Origin of the sequence: Neisseria sp. HMSC070H10, from assembly GCF_001837635.1 — a bacterium.
Classification (GTDB): domain Bacteria; phylum Pseudomonadota; class Gammaproteobacteria; order Burkholderiales; family Neisseriaceae; genus Neisseria; species Neisseria subflava_A.
In genome coordinates, this window is sequence record NZ_KV833358.1 from 43,709 (window position 1) to 60,803 (window position 17,095).

Consider the following 17,095-nt stretch of genomic DNA (forward strand, 5'->3'; position numbering starts at 1 on the left):
ATATAGTAAATTCAAATTAGTTATAGGTAAGTGCGGCATTTTACCGATATAACAAAATCGTCTTTAAAACAAACAAACCATTCTTTCTCATTTTCAGACGGCCTCATTAAAGTAACGCCTATACCAAAAATAAGGAGTGCTTCAATGACTGCTACCACAACCGACCCACGAGCCAAGCTGCCTGAGACACCTTTGTCTGGCAACGAGGCCTTGAAAGAGCGCAGCGATTATCTACACGGTACGATTAAGGAGGAGTTGAAAGATGACTTTACCGGTGGCTTTACCGCCGACAATTTTCAGCTTATCCGCTTCCACGGCATGTACGAACAGGATAACCGCGATATTCGTGCCGAGCGTACCGAACAAAAACTTGAGCCTTTAAAAAACATGATGTTGCGTTGCCGTTTGCCCGGCGGCATCATTACGCCGAAGCAGTGGCTGGGGATCGACAAATTTGCCGGTGAAAATACGATTTACGGCTCCATCCGCCTGACTAACCGCCAAACCTTCCAATACCACGGCATTTTGAAAACCGATTTAAAACAGGCACATCAGGCATTGCACAAACTTGGTTTGGATTCCATTGCCACAGCCAGCGATGTCAACCGTAATGTGTTGTGTACCAGCAATCCGGTGCAAAGCACTTTGCACCAAGAAGCCTATGAATGGGCGGCGCGCATCAGTATGCACCTTTTGCCGCGTACCATGGCATATGCCGATGTCTGGTTGGACGGCGAAAAAGTGTTTACAACCGAGCCGACCGAGCCGCGAAATAAAGAAATTGCCGACGACGTAGAGCCGATTTTGGGTAAAACCTATTTACCGCGCAAATTTAAAACTGCCGTCGTGATCCCGCCCGATAACGATGTGGACATTCATTCCAATGACTTGGGTTTTGTGGCGATTGCAGAAAACGGCAAGTTGGTGGGTTTCAATGTATTGGTCGGAGGCGGTTTATCCAGCGAACACGGTAATACCAAAACTTATCCGAACACTTCTTACGAATTTGGTTTCGTTCCGCTCGAATACACCCTTAACGCTGCCGAAGCTGTCGTCAGCACCCAGCGCGACTGGGGTAACCGCAGCGACCGCAAAGCTGCCCGTACACGCTATACGCTGCAACGCGTCGGCGTTGATGTGTTCAAAGAAGAAGTAGAAAGGCGCATGGGCATTAAGTTTGAACCCATCCGCCCTTACGAATTTACCCATCGCGGCGACCATATCGGCTGGGTACAAGGGCATGAAGGCAACTGGCATTTGACTTTGTTTATTGAAAATGGCCGCCTGCTCGATTATCCCGGCAGACCGTTGAAAACAGGTATCCGCGAAATTGCCAAAATCCATCCCGGCGACTTCCGTCTGACTGCCAACCAAAATCTGGTGGTTGCCAATGTACCGCCCGAATTGAAAGACACGATTGATAAAATCGCCAAAGATCATGGCCTTATCAGCAAATCGATTACCATCCAGCGTGAAAACTCCATGGCCTGCGTTGCCTTGCCGACTTGCCCGCTGGCAATGGCGGAGGCCGAACGCTTCCTGCCGACATTCTCCGATAAAATCGACGAAATGTTCGCCAAATACGGCTTGGAAGACGAATACATCGTTTTGCGCGTAACCGGTTGTCCGAATGGTTGCGGCCGCGCCATGCTGGCGGAAATCGGCTTGGTCGGCAAAGCCGTCGGCCGCTACAACCTTTACGCAGGCGGCAACCGCGAAGGCACCCGCATCCCGCGCCTGTTTAAAGAAAATATTACCGAACCTGAAATCCTTGAAATTGTCGAAGGCTGGGTGGCCGATTGGGCGCAAAACCGACTCGATGATGAAGGCTTCGGCGATTTTGCTGTCCGCACCGGTATCGTCAAACCCGTATTGGACGCACCTCGCGATTTCTGGGCATAACGCATACAGACAGACCCACAAGTCTGCAATAAGAAAATAGAGAAGGACTAAAGGCCGTCTGAAAAATCAGGATAACTGGTTTTCAGACGGCCTTTTATATCAGGGATGTTTATATGAAAGATAGGATATAAATCGGATCAGCGACGGCGGCCAAAGCCTCGACCCATGCTTGGGCGGCGGTAGTTGGAAGGCTGACGCGTAGTTTCACGGTATCGTTGTTGCTGCTGGGCGTTTTGTTGCTGGGCACGCAGGGTGCGTGTATTCAGCTGTTGGCTGGTGCGTCCGTTTGGACGTGCGCTTTGATAATAGTTGGCACGGGCTTGACGGGCAATCGGGCTGTTTTGATTGCGCGCCTGAGTAAATTTATTGGCCAATGCGTTGCCGATAAATGCACCGGCTGCCGCGCCCACCAAGCTTTGCAGCAGCCAGCTGCCGGTGGATTGGTCGTAGATATATTGTTGGCCGTCTGTACCGGTTACCGGTTGGCCGTTGTTGCCGTTGGCTTGTGCTTCGGCAGGAATGGTGTCTTTCACGGCTTCAGGCGTGAGCTGGTAAACCGTATTGTCTTCTTGTTGGCCGTTTTGTTGTGCCAACTGTTGTTGCAATGCTTCGATTTGTTTTTGTTGTTGCTCAAGCTGCGCTTGGGTATTGTCTTTGCAGGCAGCGAGGGCAAAAGTGGAAAGGGCGGCTAAGGCAATCAGTTTTTTCATTGTTTTTCCTGAGAGAAGTTTGTCTTTGCCGAGATTTCGGCGGAGTGTGTTTGCCTAATATTAAACCATTTCCCTGTTTTTCAAGTGGTTTTACAAAATAATGTTGGAAAGTTGCGCTGCAAATGCACGGCTGTTAGCAGCCAGATTGCCAAGTGCAGGCATTTCGTGTTCGGTTTCGATAATCAGTAGGTTGGCAGGGCGGCGGGTGTGCAGGGACATTTGCATTTCAGCGGGAGAGAAGGGCATGTGATGGCGTTTGGCGAAAGCTTCGGCGCGTTTGTTGGCGGTTTTGAGCATGGGCAGCAGGGTAATATCCAAATGGAAACGGCGTACGCCCAAAACCAAAATACGCGCCGCGAAGAAATCCGCTTCATCAGTAAAAACGTTGGGGCTGCTTTGATTGAAGTCGTGACGCTCTGCGGCAATCAAAGTCGCGATGGTGCGCACTTGCGGAATTAAGGCTTCACTGATGAGGCTGTCGGGCGTATCAGGCAAAGTGAGCGTGTTGGGCATGCTGTGGTGGCTGTTGCTGTCAACGACCATGCGGCAGGTGTGTAACATTTGTGTTTGGCTGTGGATTTTAGTTGAGGCAGTCATGGCTGTATTCCTTATTTCTTAAAAATGGGTGGATTTAAGCGGCCATGGTGGGTATAAAAAAAGCCGCTCAAATGAGGCGGCTCTAATTTGCGTATTTTCAATTTGGTCTGTTTTAGACAAGCGCAAAAAAGTACCGCACGTTTGTGTGGTACCAATAGAAGAAAGTAGCAGAGCGTTGCGCGGTTTGCATGATGAAAATACGTCTTTAATGTATAAAAGAATGGAACGTAGTTTAAAACAAGAATGCCAGTAATTTCAATATCCAATCGACAAAACCCACCAATAAATCTACAAGTTGTTGTAATCCTTCCAATTTATTTTCTTTCGAGTGAGTCAAATTTGCACAATTATAATGCAAAACCGGGTGAATTGATAACAATCCGAGCAGGCTCTTTAAAAAGGCCGTCTGAAAACTGAATTTCAGACGGCCTTTATTTTTGTTTATCCAATCAATAAATGTCGCGTTGGTAGCGTTTGTCTTCGCGCAGGTCGTTGAGGTAGTCTTCGGCTTCGTCACGGCTGAGTTTGCCTTGGGTTTCGATGACTTCGATCAGGGCGTTTTCGACATCGCGTGCCATGCGTGTAGCGTCGCCGCAGACGTAGATGTGTGCGCCTTGTTGCAGCCAGTTCCAAACTTCGGCGGCGCGTTCGGTGATTTTGTGTTGGACATAGACTTTGTGTTCGCCTTGTCGGCTCCATGCGAGGTCGGCGCGGGTGAGGAGGCCGTCTTTGCGCCAATCGCTCCATTCGAGTTGGTAGAGGAAGTCGTCGGCCAGGCGTTGGTTGCCGAAGAAGAGCCAGTTTTTACCGCTGTCGCCATTGGCGGCGCGTTGTTGCATAAAGGAGCGGAAGGGGGCGACGCCTGTGCCTGCGCCAATCATGATGATGGGAGTGTCGCCGTTTTGGGGCAAGCGGAAGTTGGGGTTGGGTTCGACAAAGACACGGATTTCGCTGCCTTCTTCGAGGCGTTCGCCCAAGTAGCCGGAAGCTGCACCGGTGTAGGTGTGGTCGTGGTGGTCGAAACGGACGACGCCGATGGTGAGGTGGACTTCTTCGCCGACTTCATCTTGTGCGGAGGCGATGGAGTAAAGGCGAGGGGTTTGTGGACGTAAGAGGCTGTATAGGGTTTGTGCGTCCAGTGGGTGCGGATAGGCGGCAAGTACGCCTACGGGCGGTGTGGCGGCGAGGTAGGCATCCAGTTGGGCTTTATCTGCAACTATGGTTTTGAGTTCCTCGTTGTTTGTTAATTCGGCGTATTGTTGGACGAATGCCGGTGTGTTTTGGGTGATGTCTGCGGATTCGGTCAGGGCGGTGCGGATGTCGGTTTCGCGGCCGTCTGAAAGTTGGACGGTTTCGTTGCCGTTCAGTTGGTTGAGGTCGAGGATTTCTTGAACGAGGTCGGCGGAATTAAGCGGCCATACGCCGAGCGCGTCGCCTGCCTGATAATACAAACCTGAGCCGCTGAGATCGATTTCGATGTGTTCGACGTCTTTTTCCGCGTCGCGCGAGGTGATTTTTTGGCGCACGGATAGGGTGGCTATGTAGGGGTTTTCTTTGGTGTAGATGGCATCGTTGCTTGGTGTGGCTGAGCTGTTTGGTGCAGCGGTTGTACTTGGACTTGTTGCTTGGGCGGTTAACTCAGCCACTTTGGGTACGACGGCGGCAATCCATGCGTCGGCATCGGCCTGGAATTCTAAGTCGCAAATGCCCAAGTCGTTCAGACGGCCTGCACCCAGTTTGGCAAATTTGGCATCAAAGTCTTTGCCTGCTTGGCAGAAGTTGGGATAGGAGGAATCGCCAAGGCCCAAGACGGCAAAGGTGAGTTTGCTGAGATCAGGTTTCTTTTTGCCGTAGATGAATTTGTACAAGGGTAGGGCTTCTTCGGGCGGTTCGCCTTCGCCTTGGGTGGAGGTAACCAAAAGGACGATGTCTTCGTCGGGCAGGGTTTTGCTTTTGAAATCGCCTGCGCTGCTGAGGCGGGCTTCTACGCCGGCGGCTTGAAGTTTGGCGTGTAGGGATTCGGCAACGCTGCGGGCATTGCCGGTTTGGGAGGCGGAGAGGACTAACACGCGGCGGCTGACTGCCGAAGCGGCCGTTTGCAGGGCAGATGGTTCGGCTACTATACCGGATACGCCTTGGCTTTGCGCCCAGCAATAGCCGGAGAGCCAGGCAAGTTGGGTGGGGGATAGTGTGGAGAGTTGGACGGAGAGTTCGGGGGGAAGCGGATTGGCTTGGCTCATTTGGATTCCTTTATTGGACGGCTATAACCGATTGTTTGAATAATGGACAGTCGCCACTTTAAACAGGCCGTCTGAAAAAAGGAAAGAATGCTTGGTTTTAATTTAAGATGATTTCGTTATATTCGGGAAGGTATTAGGCCGTCTGAGCATACCTGTTCAGACGGCCTTGGATTGGATAGAAACGAGATTTTCAGTTTCCGCTGGAGAGTTTCATCACTACGACGCCGGAGATGATGAGAAATGCGCCAAGCCAGCGGCCGAAGTTGGCAGCATCGTTGAAAAATACAACGCCTACCAAAAAAGCCCCTGCCGCGCCTATGCCTGTCCAGACGGCGTAGGCTGTACCCATCGGAATACTTTTTTGGGCAAGGTAAAGGAAGTATCCGCTGCCGACGATGCAGGCAAGCGCGGCGGCAAAGCCATGCCAGCGGTAGCCTTCCTGTTGTACCAGCTTCAAGCCCAATGGCCAGCCGATTTCCAGCATACCGGCTAAGATTAAATAAAACCAACTCATAATATGTCCTGATAGTGTGTTAAGGTTTCAGACGGCCTTAGAAAGATTGTTTTCTTCCGAGAGTTCAACGCGTTGTCCGATATCTTTTAGATTGGAGTATTGTTCGACCAAGCGCGGTACATCGTCCAAGCTCATTGCAAACATCCATAAATAAGTGCTGACGGAATAGATATGGCCGGCGCTTCCGTAGCCTTTAAGCGTCATGTGTATAAAGGCGAAGCCGAACAATACGCTCATCGCCATGCCGATACTGAGATAGCCTAAGGCTTCGCGGTTGGAAATCAGCACGCGTAGTTTGGCAACCCAGCCATAGTGGCGGTAGAGCTGATGCTCGTTGCCGTCGCGAATAAGGTGGTTGTCGCGTTCAAGCCGGTTGTTTAAACGGAAATATAGGTTTTCGCTGATGGCGGCAAAACGCGGCAGCAACCATAAAAACAGGGCAAGTATCGCGACAGCCAATACGCCCACCCAAAATTCCAGTATCAGCAACATCATACATGCACCGAAGATGGAGACCAGCGAAGTAGCAGCGATGGGCAGGTGTTCTTCAAAAAAACTGACAAACTCACGCGATAGGGCAACGCGTGCGGTAATGGCGGAATGCGGTACTTCTCGCTTGCGCTGTTCCAATACAACGGGGACGGCGATTTCGGTATAGATTTGGGTAAACGTACGCGTATCTGCTGCTCGGCGGGCGGCGCCGACCAGCCACATTAATAAAACCACCACACCATACAACATTGCCTGTCAGACTTTGCCTTCCATAACGGCATTAATCGCCCAGCCGCCAAATACGGGATATACCAGCAAGAGCAGATTATCCAAGCCGACGAGAGAGAAAGTTGTGATGAGTTTGCGGCGGTGTGTTTGACCGATGTGTTTCAACATTTTCCACATGGTTGCCCTCCTTATTTAGTATTGAGGGTTTGCGCCATTAATTCGGCCAACGCGTCCAAATCGGCAAACAGTCGGGCTGCACGTTTTTCACCGAAGGCGGTAAATATTCGTTTGCTGAATTCTTGCATGTTTTGCACCAATGGTGTGGCAGATTCCTTGCCTTGCTCGGTCAGTGACAATAAACGTTCGCGTTTGTCTTGTTCGCTTTCGTGAAATGTCAGCAAGCCTTGTTCCGCCAGCGTTTTGCATGTGCCGGAAACGGTTTGCTTGGGCAGGCTCCATTCTTCGCCTATGTATTTTTGAGTGCGGCTGCCTTCGGTAGCCAAAGTGTAGAGAACGGCAAAGGTATTGTAGTTGGTGTTTTGCTGTTTAATCCATATTGGTCAAATGCGCTGTCTATGTGGCTGATGCGCATACCGAGTTGGTCGAGCTGATTCATAAATTGGTCTCAATATTGACTAATTGGATGCGGATTATAGTCATGTTTGGGACTAATTGCAAATAGAAGGCCGTCTGAAACAATCATTTTCAGACGGCCTTGAAACCGTTAAAATAATTAATGTGGAAACGATATATTCAAACTACGATAAACCTAATAAAACCATCTTCAACACATACGCCATGATTCATTTCTTATCTCAAAACATCTCCTCCAAACAAGCCACTGCCATCGGGCTGCTTGCCGTTGCTTTGTGGAGCTTCGTCATTTCTCTGATACGCTCTTTGAGCCTGCATATGGGGGCAGTGGGCGGCGCGGCAATGATGTACACCTTGTCCACCGTATTGATTTGGCTGATTTTCGGCCGGCCGCATTTGCGCAATTACAACCGCAGCTATTTGTTTTGGGCAAGCGTGTTTTTTGTCGGCTGCGAACTGTGTTTGTCGCTCTCGGTCGGTTTTGCGCAAAACGCGAGACAGGCAGTGGAAATCGGCATGGTCAATTATTTGTGGCCGACGTTTACCATCGTTGGGGCGGTATATTTCAACAAACAGCCATCAAAATGGTGGATAGTCATCGGCTTTGTGCTGTCGTTTTTAGGGATTGCCACTGTATTGGGCGGCGATGTCGGCTTGTCGATTTCCGGCATCTACCACAATGTCCGCACCAATCCCGGCGGCTACATCATGGCATTTGCGGACGCAGTGTTTTGGGCGGCATATTGTACGCTGACGGCGCGTGTGAAAGCGGAAGGCAGCAGCGTCGGCTTTTTCTTTGCGCTGGTGTCGATATTGTTGTGGATAGAGTATTTTCTCAGCGGCGCGGATACGTTGAGTTTTGATTCCGTATCGCTCGGCTATGCCGTTGCCGCCGCGTCTTGTATGGGCTTGGGCTATGCAGTGTGGAATATCGGTATTTCGCGCGGCAACCTGACCGTATTGGCAGGCGCATCTTATTTCATTCCGGTATTGTCTGCGGTAGTGTCATCATTTTTGATTAGCGCGCCTTTGTCCATGACATTTTGGCAGGGTGCGGGAATGGTGTGCTTAGGGTCGATTGTATGTTGGTTGGCGACCCGGAGAAAACGGATGGTGTGAGGTAATATCCCATAGTTTTGCGATATAACGAAAACAGCTTTTTTAACAACCAAACATTCTTTCCCATTTTCAGACGGCCTGTTTAAAGTAGCAGTCAGTTTGAGAAATCACGAGAAATGGGAAAGAATCATGACCGTAGCTTCCGCTCCGCTTTTACGCTTCATTACCGCTGGCAGTGTCGATGACGGCAAATCCACCCTCATCGGCCGCCTGCTCTACGACAGCAAAACCTTACTGACCGACCAGATTGACAAGCTCAACCGTGCCACTGAAAACGGCGAAACGCCTGATTTTGCCAGTTTGACAGACGGCCTTGCCGCCGAGCGCGAACAAGGCATTACCATTGACGTGGCCTATCGTTATTTCGCCACGCCCAAACGCAAATTCATTATTGCCGACACGCCGGGACACGAGCAATACACCCGCAACATGGTAACGGGTGCATCGACCGCCGATGCCGCCATCGTCCTGATAGACGCAACGCGCGTCGATTTTTCCGGCAGCGAACCCGTCCTTCTGCCGCAAACCAAACGCCACAGCGCGATTCTGAAACTCTTGGGCTGCCCCAACGTCATCGTCGCCGTCAACAAACTCGACCTGCTCGACTTCGACGAAACCAAATATCAGGCCATTACCGCAGCCTACCGCAAACTGGCTGAACAAATCGGCCTCAAAGCACAAATCCACTTTCTGCCCATCAGCGCCTTGAAAGGCGACAATATCGTCAATGCAAGCAGTCAAACCCCGTGGTATCAAGGTTTGCCGCTTTTGCCTTTGCTGGAAAGCCTGCCTGTCAATCGTCAAAATGCCGCCGACCAAGCCGCGTACTTTCCCGTACAACGCGTGGCGCGCCAAGACGGCAGCAGCAGCGACGACTTCCGCGGCTATCAAGGCAGATTGGAAGCAGGCCGTCTGAAAGTGGGTGATGAAGTTAAAGTTTTGCCCAGCGGCCATGTTGCCAAAGTTGCCGAAATCTATAATGCCAACGGTAAAACCGAATCTGCCGAGGCAGGGGAAGTGTTGACTGTCGTTTTGGATACAGACATCGATATTTCACGCGGCAACAGTATTGTTTCAGCCGACAGTGGCATTGTTCCCGAACAACAATTTCAAGCCGCGCTTTGCTGGTTTGACGATATTCCGCTCAATCTGCGCCGTAAATATTTGCTGAAGCACACTACCCAAACCACGCCGGTAAAAATCAGCGAAATTGCCTACGTTTGGGACGTGAACACCCTCAGCCGGGTCGAATCCGCCGAAACGCTCAAGCTCAACGACATCGGCAGCGTCAGCTTTAAAACCCAGCAGCCGCTCGCCGCTGCCGCATACGAAGACAACCATGCACAAGGCGCGTTTATTTTGATTGACGAAGCCACCAACCATACTGTCGCGGCAGGCATGATACGCAAAGTCAGCGAAACAAACAGTTTTGAAATTTAAAAGAAAAGTTGAAATAAAAGAAGGCCGTCTGAACATTCAGACGGCCTAATATTTTATCCAAGTCGGAAATGCTTATGCACCGTAAACCGGATATTTATTGCACAAAGCAGTCACTTGTTCGCGGACTTTGGCGAGATTGGCTTCATCTTCAGGATTGGCCAATACGTCGGCAACCAAGTTCGCCAATACGCGTGCGTCGGCTTCGTTAAAGCCGCGCGTAGTCATGGCGGCGGAGCCGATGCGGATGCCGGAGGTAACGAATGGTTTTTCCGGATCATTCGGGATGGCATTTTTGTTGACGGTGATATGAGCTTTGCCCAAAGCGGCTTCGGCGGCTTTGCCGGTGATTTTCATCGGTTGCAGGTCAACGAGGAAAACGTGGCTTTCAGTACGGCCGGAAACGATGCGCAAACCGCGTTTGACCAACTCTTCCGCCATGGCGGCAGCATTGATTTTCACTTGTTTCGCGTATTGTTTGAACTCAGGTTGCAATGCTTCTTTAAACGCTACGGCTTTGGCAGCGATAACGTGCATCAACGGGCCGCCTTGCAGGCTTGGGAAGATGGAAGAGTTCAGCGCTTTTTCATGGGTATTGTCACGGCACAAAATCACACCGCCGCGAGGACCGCGCAGGGTTTTGTGGGTGGTGGTGGTTACGAAGTCGCAGAATGGCACCGGGTTAGGATATTCGCCGCCGGCAATCAGACCGGCATAGTGCGCCATGTCGACAAAAAGGTATGCGCCGACTTTATCGGCGATTTCGCGGAATTTTGCCCAGTCGATTTGCAGCGCGTAGGCAGATGCACCGGCCACAATCATTTTAGGTTTGTGTTCGAGAGCCAAGCGTTCTACTTCGGCATAATCGAGAACTTCGTTTTCATCCAAACCATAAGTAATGGCGTTGTAGAGTTTGCCCGAAATATTGACGCTGGCACCGTGGGTCAAGTGGCCGCCGTGTGCCAGAGACATGCCCAAAATGGTGTCGCCCGGTTTCAAAACAGAAGCGTACACGGCTTGGTTGGCTTGGGAGCCGGAGTGCGGTTGGACATTGACATATTCTGCGCCAAACAACTCTTTAGCGCGGTCAATCGCCAATTGTTCGACAATATCAACATATTCACAGCCGCCGTAGTAGCGTTTGCCAGGATAGCCTTCAGCATATTTGTTGGTCAATTGCGAACCTTGGGCTTCCATAACGGCACAGCTGACGTAGTTTTCAGAGGCGATCAGCTCGACGTGGTCTTGCTGGCGCTTGTCTTCTTGGGCGATGGCTGCTGCCAAATCGGGGTCATATTGTGCGAGGGTAACGCTTTTTGAAAACATGTTCTCGATTCCTTTGTGATGGGCTGAAAATATAGGATGGAGTGCTGCGAATTGGTTCAAGATGAACTATTTTTCTTGCATTGTCAACAATTGTGTCGGGTGTTTGGTTTCAGACGGCCTGAGATTGAAGGGTTTATTTGAAAATATCATCTTGTTTTAAATGAAAATCCATTTTTTCTAGAAGCGCGGCTAAATCGGCTTCTGCTTGGGCGGCTTTAAGATTTTTTGCCAGTTCTACTAAGACTACCGCATTTAATCGTTCTTTCTCCAGCCGTAGGGCTTCTTCGCTGAAGATTTTGATATTGTCGGCCGATTCGGCGGCATTTATTTTTTCAAATGGATAAAACGATTCTTCGTGTACTGCCAAACCGTCGGGCAGGGGCGCGGCATGGTTGAAATCGGCATCATTGACCGGCATCCATGAAGGATGATTCTCAAGCAGGATAAATTGTCCGTCCATGCCGTTGATATGACGGAATAGGGTGGTTCGGCCGTTGTGTAAACGCATAAGCCCGATTGTATGCCCAAGTCGGCAAGCCGTCTATAAAGCCGTTTCTTTCTATTTTGGCGCTAACTTATGTTGATATTATTAATTTTGATGTAAAACAGTTTCGACTTAAAAAAGACTGGATAAAACGCCCGTGTTTGTTATAATGAAGCTAAAGATTGATTCGTCCTAGTTTTTGACAGCAGTACTTTTTTATTTAATTAACAAGAGAGGAAAACAAAATGTTTCCAGAATATCGCGATTTGATTTCTAAACTGAAACAAGAAGATGCACACTTTGCCCGTTTGTTTGACGAGCACAATGAGCTGGACGATAAAATTACCGGTTTGGTTAACAACCCTGTTACCAGCGGTGCCGAAGAGATTGAAGAGCTGAAAAAAGCCAAACTCAAACTCAAAGACGAATTGTATGCTCTTCTGCAAAAAGCAGCAGGCAAATAATTAAAAATTGAATAAGGCCGTCTGAACGGTATGATAGAAATCTCGGATTTCGTTTCATACTGGTTCAGACGGCCTTTTTAGTTGTTTGGTATTTGTTATTTTTATTAGCACAATTTAACTTTCAATTGTAAATCACTCTTAATTGCGTTGAAAACTCTGTTAAGGTTATTTAAAATCTCGAATAATTTTTATTTTGATTTTAAACAAACAAAACCAAGAGAAACAATGCAATGAAAACATTCACACTCGCTATTTTGCCTTTGGCGTTAATTAGTGCATTCTCACACGCAGCTGAAGAGAAAGCAGTTGAGCAGGCTGAAGTCGATACCGTTTACGTTACTGCCGAGAAGCAGTTGCAACAGTCGCTCGGCGTATCGCGTATTTCTAAAGACGACATCGACAAACGCCCTGCAGCTAATGATATTTCCGAATTTGTCCGCACCATGCCGGGTGTCAACCTGACCGGCAATACGGCGACGGGTCAGCGTGGCAACAAACGCCAAATCGACTTGCGCGGTATGGGCCCTGAAAATACATTGATTTTGATTGACGGCAAGCCGGTTAATTCGCGCCAATCCGAGCGTATTAGTATGCGTGGTGAACGCAATACGCGTGGCGACAGTAACTGGGTGCCGGTTGAAGAAATCGAATCGATTACTGTTTTGCGCGGTCCGGCGGCGACCCGTTACGGCTCTGGCGCGATGGGTGGCGTGGTCAATATTGTTACCAAAAAAGTGTCTAAAGAATTTAAAGGCCAAGTCAATCTGTATGCCAATCAGCCGCAAGACAGCAAAGAGGGCGCAACCCGCCGTATCGGCTTTAATTTGAGCGGCCCGATTATCCAAGATACTTTGGGCTTCCGCATTTATGGCAATCTCAATAAAACCGAACCCGATGCTGCCGATATTAATGCCGGACACGGTAATGACAGTGCGGCCGGTGTCGAAGGCGTACGCAATAAAGACATTGCCGGCCGTCTGCAATGGAAAATTAGCCCTGCACAAACATTGATTTTAGATAGCAGTTACAGCCGTCAGGGCAATATCTACAACGGCGATACGCAAAACAGCAATCCGCGTTCCGCTTTGGTTAATTCTTTGGCTGACGGCAAAGCCGAAACTGCCCGTTTATATCGTTCTGCTTTCTCGCTTACTCATGATGGCGCATGGGAATGGGGCGATACCAAAAACGTGATCAGTTATGAGCGTACAGTCAACAGCCACTTGCCGGAAGGTTTGGCCGGTGGTCCTGAAGGCAGCTATACAGGCTTGGATTTTGTTCAAAGCCGTCTGAAAAACCTGCGTTTCAGCAGCGAAGCGAATATTCCGTTTAAACTCGGTGTTGATAATGTATTGACGGTCGGTGCGGAATTTACTGACAGCAAATTGGATGATCCTACATCTAACTCGCAAAGTCTGACAGATATTATTCCCGGTGGCCCTGGACGGAAACCACGCAAGGTTGTGAACATCTTCTCGGGCGTGTCGGAACATCGTAGCGGTAAAACTTCACAACGCAACTGGGCGGCCTACGTTGAAGACAATATTTCGTTGACCGACAAAACCCATCTGATTCCAGCTATCCGTTTCGACCATAACAGTGCCAGCGGCAGCAACTGGAGTCCGGCTTTGAACTTCTCGCATCAAATCGGCGAAAACTGGTTGGTTAAAGGCGGTGTTGCCCGTGCGTATAAAGCGCCAAATCTGTATCAAGCTAGTTCTGATTTTATCCTGTACACGCGCGGTCAGGGCTGTCCGCTCAATGCGCCGGGTAGTGTCAGCTGTTTCTACATGGGCAATGGCAATTTAAAACCTGAAACCAGTATCAATAAAGAGATTGGGCTTGAGTTCAACAAAAACGGCTGGCAGGCTTCGGCGACTTATTTCCATAATGCGTACCGCAATAAAATCGTGATCGGCGACCAGCTCATTGCCACCAGCAATATCGGCAACTGGCTCCTGCAATGGGAAAATACGCCGAAAGCGACCATTTCGGGTATCGAAGGCAACTTGGTGATTCCGTTGCATGACACACTCAAGTGGAGCAACAATTTCACTTACATGCATAAATCCGAAGATTATCAAGGCAATCCATTGTCTTTGGTGCCGAAACACACCATCAACAGTACACTGTCTTGGACGCCGAACGAACGCTTCGATGCCAACCTGACCTTTACCCACTATGGCCGTACTAAACCGCGCGGTGTAGCGATTAATAGACTGGAACGAGACGGTAATCTACGTTCAGGTATCACGCCTTTAACTTCTGAACATAACCAAACGCAAGTCGGCTCTTACGGCATTTGGGGCATCAACGCCGGTTACAACTGGAACAAACGCGTGGCCGTCCGTGGCGGTGTCAGCAACCTGTTCAATAAAAAACTGTACCGCACTGGTAACGGCGCACAAACTTACAATGAGCATGGCCGTGCCTTCTACGGCAGTTTGAAAGTATCGTTTTAAGTAGAAGCGTATTAAATCAGGCCGTCTGAAACGATGTGAAATGAAATCTAAGATTTCTGACACATGGTTTCAGACGGCCTTTTTATTTGGATTTTTAGCAGTCTTTGTTGTTACGGAATTTGCTTCTCTTTTAGAAAAAAGTAAAAGGGCGGCATGGTCCGCCCTGAAAATCCAAACTGCTTATTCGACCCAAGTTACCATTTCTTCAATCGGTTTGCGTGATTTTTTAGTGATTTCTTTGGCGCGATAGCCGAATGTTGCCGCTACGGATACGCCCCATTCGTTGGCATCAAACAGGCCTTCTGCTGCCAATACTTCATTCATTTTATCGTAGTTGAAACCTTCGATTGGGCAGGAATCGATGCCGATGGCCGCTGCGCCTGTGAGCATGTTGGCCAAAGCGATATAGGTCTGCTTGCCGCTCCAGTCAAAGAGTGCGCGTTGGTCGTCGGCAATTTTAATATCGGTTTCTTGGAAGCTTTTGTATCTTGCCAACGCTTTTTCCAGTTGCTCTCCTTGCAGGCCCCTGCGTTCGGCAGCACTGTGGAAGAACGGGGTATCGTAACGGGCATTTTTCTTGGCAAGGATAATCACCAGATGGCTGCAGTCGTCCAGTTGGAATTGCATCCCCCAGCTGAAAGGCTTGATTTTCTCACGCAGGGCTTTGTTTTGAATCACCAAGAATTTCCATGGCTCGGAGCCGACAGAGCTGGGCGAGAGGCGGGCAAATTCTAAAATCGCTGCAAAATCTTCTTGGCTGATTTTTTTGTTGGGATCGTAATAACGGGTGGAGCAGCGATTTTCGAATACTTGCAGCATTTGTTCGCGTGTAATTTGATTCATCTGGTTTTCCTAATAAATGAAGATGTTATTCCAATATCCGGTTCCTTTTGAGGCATCATTACCAGCATAACCTTAAGGAAGAAACAGGCTGGGGCAACACCATGTTAAATCAAACCTGACGGTCAGGCTATCTTTTAATTTTGAATTTCGCAGAAAAAAATCGATTAAGTATCAATATGAATATGAAAAGGCCGTCTGAAATTTTAAAAGTAAAGTTTCAGACGGCCTTTGATTTCAAATCCTGATTACAGATGAGGATTAATCAGGTTTTCTGGGGAGAGGATGCGGTTGAGTTCTTCTTCGCTCAACAGGCCGCGCTCCAGTACGACTTCGCGCACGCCTTTGCCGGTTTGGGCGCAGATTTTTCCGACCAAGTCGCCATTGCGGTGGCCGATGTATGGGTTCAGATAAGTGACCAAACCGATGGAGTTGAAGACGTAGTGTTCGCAGATTTCGCGGTTGACCGTAATGCCTTTGACGCATTTGTCGGACAGGTTGACCGCGGCATTGCCCAAGAGGGAAATAGTTTCAAACATACATTGGGCGATGACCGGCTCCATAACGTTCAGCTGCAACTGACCTGCTTCGGCTGCGAAAGTGATGGTGGTGTCGTTGCCGATGACTTTGAAGCAGACTTGGTTGACGACTTCGGGAATCACGGGATTGACTTTGGCAGGCATAATGGAAGAACCGGCCTGTAATTCAGGCAGGTTGATTTCTTTCAAACCGGCGCGCGGACCGGAAGAGAGCAGACGCAAGTCGTTACAGATTTTGGACAGTTTGACGGCTGTGCGTTTCAATGCGCCGTGTACCATCACATATGCGCCGCAGTCGGAGGTCGCTTCGATCAGGTTTTCAGTCAGTTTGCAAGGCAGGCCGCTGACTTCGGAGAGTTTCTCAACAACCAAAGCCGCATAGCCTTTAGGCGTATTTACGCCGGTACCGATGGCGGTGGCGCCAAGGTTGACTTCAAGCAGCAGGGAGCGGGTGCGGTCGAGGTTGAGGATTTCTTCTTCCAACAACACTTGGAAAGATTGGAATTCTTGGCCGGCAGTCATCGGCACGGCATCTTGAAGCTGGGTGCGGCCCATTTTCAAAACGTCTTTAAACTCTTCGGCTTTTGCGGCAAAAGAATTTTTCAAGATGGCCAGTTTGTCGAGCAATTCGCCGATGCTGTAATACACGGCAAGACGGAAGCCAGTAGGGTAGGCGTCGTTGGTGGATTGGCTGGCGTTAACATGATCCATTGGATTGACGATGTCGTAGCTGCCTTTTTCGTGACCCAAGACTTCCAATGCGAGGTTGGCAATGACTTCGTTGGTATTCATGTTGACCGAAGTACCGGCGCCACCTTGATAAACGTCGGACGGAAATTGGTCGAGGCAGCGGCCTTTGACCAATACTTCATCGCAGGCTTTTTCGATGGCTGCCGCGATTTCCGGCTTGATGGCACCCAATGCGCCGTTGGCTTGCGCGGTGGCTTTTTTAACCATGACCATGCTGCGGACAAATTGCGGTACGTCGGAAATTTTTTGTGTGGAAATTTTAAAGTTTTCAATGGCGCGCAAAGTATGGATGCCCCAATATACTTCAGCAGGGATCTCGCGGTCGCCCAATAAATCGTGTTCGATTCGTACAGTCATTTCTCTTACCTTCTCGTATAGTTGTGTTGGTGTGCGTTAT

At 49.4% G+C, this 17,095-nt stretch carries 13 protein-coding genes and 2 pseudogenes; 5 read left to right on the forward strand and 10 right to left on the reverse strand.

What is annotated here, in order from left to right; all coding sequences use genetic code 11:
* Positions 1-144: 144 nt before the first annotated feature.
* Entirely contained in the window at positions 145-1,902 is a 1,758-nt protein-coding gene (gene cysI, locus HMPREF2606_RS01430; protein WP_070714124.1) for an assimilatory sulfite reductase (NADPH) hemoprotein subunit, read from the forward strand.
* 137 nt (positions 1,903-2,039) lie between these two features.
* Here the strand turns inward: cysI and HMPREF2606_RS01435 are convergent, their stop codons facing one another.
* From HMPREF2606_RS01435 to HMPREF2606_RS01465, 6 genes and pseudogenes are all read right to left on the reverse strand, one after another.
* Positions 2,040-2,612 (reverse strand): hypothetical protein, encoded by a 573-nt coding sequence (locus HMPREF2606_RS01435; protein ID WP_070843180.1) that lies wholly within the window; start codon positions 2,610-2,612, stop codon positions 2,040-2,042.
* Positions 2,613-2,702: 90 nt separating this feature from the next.
* Positions 2,703-3,209, reverse strand: a complete 507-nt coding sequence (locus tag HMPREF2606_RS01440; RefSeq protein ID WP_070843181.1) for a hypothetical protein — start codon at positions 3,207-3,209, stop codon at positions 2,703-2,705.
* 449 nt (positions 3,210-3,658) lie between these two features.
* Entirely contained in the window at positions 3,659-5,449 is a 1,791-nt protein-coding gene (locus HMPREF2606_RS01445) for an assimilatory sulfite reductase (NADPH) flavoprotein subunit (RefSeq protein ID WP_070843182.1), read from the reverse strand.
* 190 nt (positions 5,450-5,639) lie between these two features.
* The gene (locus HMPREF2606_RS01450) at positions 5,640-5,963 is read right to left on the reverse strand and encodes a DMT family transporter (RefSeq protein WP_049336818.1); all 324 of its coding nucleotides are present in this window, start codon (positions 5,961-5,963) and stop codon (positions 5,640-5,642) included.
* A 27-nt stretch (positions 5,964-5,990) separates the two neighbouring features.
* A pseudogene (locus tag HMPREF2606_RS01455) lies at positions 5,991-6,860 on the reverse strand (ABC transporter six-transmembrane domain-containing protein).
* Between the two features lie 11 nt (positions 6,861-6,871).
* Positions 6,872-7,299: pseudogene (locus tag HMPREF2606_RS01465) on the reverse strand (MarR family winged helix-turn-helix transcriptional regulator).
* 182 nt (positions 7,300-7,481) lie between these two features.
* Here HMPREF2606_RS01465 and yddG point away from each other — a divergent pair.
* Both yddG and HMPREF2606_RS01475 read left to right on the forward strand, forming a co-directional pair.
* On the forward strand, positions 7,482-8,396 hold the full coding sequence (gene yddG / locus HMPREF2606_RS01470) for an aromatic amino acid DMT transporter YddG (protein WP_039862220.1): 915 nt from the start codon (positions 7,482-7,484) through the stop codon (positions 8,394-8,396).
* Between the two features lie 129 nt (positions 8,397-8,525).
* Positions 8,526-9,836 (forward strand): sulfate adenylyltransferase subunit 1, encoded by a 1,311-nt coding sequence (locus HMPREF2606_RS01475; protein ID WP_070843183.1) that lies wholly within the window; start codon positions 8,526-8,528, stop codon positions 9,834-9,836.
* Between the two features lie 72 nt (positions 9,837-9,908).
* Here HMPREF2606_RS01475 and glyA read toward each other — a convergent pair whose 3' ends face one another.
* On the reverse strand, positions 9,909-11,159 hold the full coding sequence (gene glyA / locus HMPREF2606_RS01480) for a serine hydroxymethyltransferase (RefSeq protein WP_004520001.1): 1,251 nt from the start codon (positions 11,157-11,159) through the stop codon (positions 9,909-9,911).
* A 133-nt stretch (positions 11,160-11,292) separates the two neighbouring features.
* A complete protein-coding gene (locus HMPREF2606_RS01485) occupies positions 11,293-11,667 on the reverse strand; it encodes a hypothetical protein (RefSeq protein WP_070843184.1) in 375 nt (124 codons plus the stop codon).
* Between the two features lie 221 nt (positions 11,668-11,888).
* Between HMPREF2606_RS01485 and HMPREF2606_RS01490 the strand changes: the two genes are divergently transcribed.
* A complete protein-coding gene (locus HMPREF2606_RS01490) occupies positions 11,889-12,107 on the forward strand; it encodes an HP1242/YdcH family protein (protein ID WP_003685475.1) in 219 nt (72 codons plus the stop codon).
* A 230-nt stretch (positions 12,108-12,337) separates the two neighbouring features.
* Positions 12,338-14,569: a FepA family TonB-dependent siderophore receptor gene (locus HMPREF2606_RS01495; protein WP_070843185.1), complete on the forward strand. Its 2,232-nt coding sequence runs from the start codon at positions 12,338-12,340 to the stop codon at positions 14,567-14,569.
* 180 nt (positions 14,570-14,749) lie between these two features.
* On the opposite strand, the gene HMPREF2606_RS01500 is transcribed toward HMPREF2606_RS01495, so the two are convergent.
* Complete coding sequence (locus HMPREF2606_RS01500) at positions 14,750-15,412, reverse strand: NAD(P)H-dependent oxidoreductase (RefSeq protein ID WP_070843186.1); 663 nt, start codon at positions 15,410-15,412, stop codon at positions 14,750-14,752.
* Between the two features lie 245 nt (positions 15,413-15,657).
* Positions 15,658-17,055: an aspartate ammonia-lyase gene (aspA, locus tag HMPREF2606_RS01505; protein ID WP_070843187.1), complete on the reverse strand. Its 1,398-nt coding sequence runs from the start codon at positions 17,053-17,055 to the stop codon at positions 15,658-15,660.
* Between the last annotated feature and the right edge of the window lie 40 nt (positions 17,056-17,095).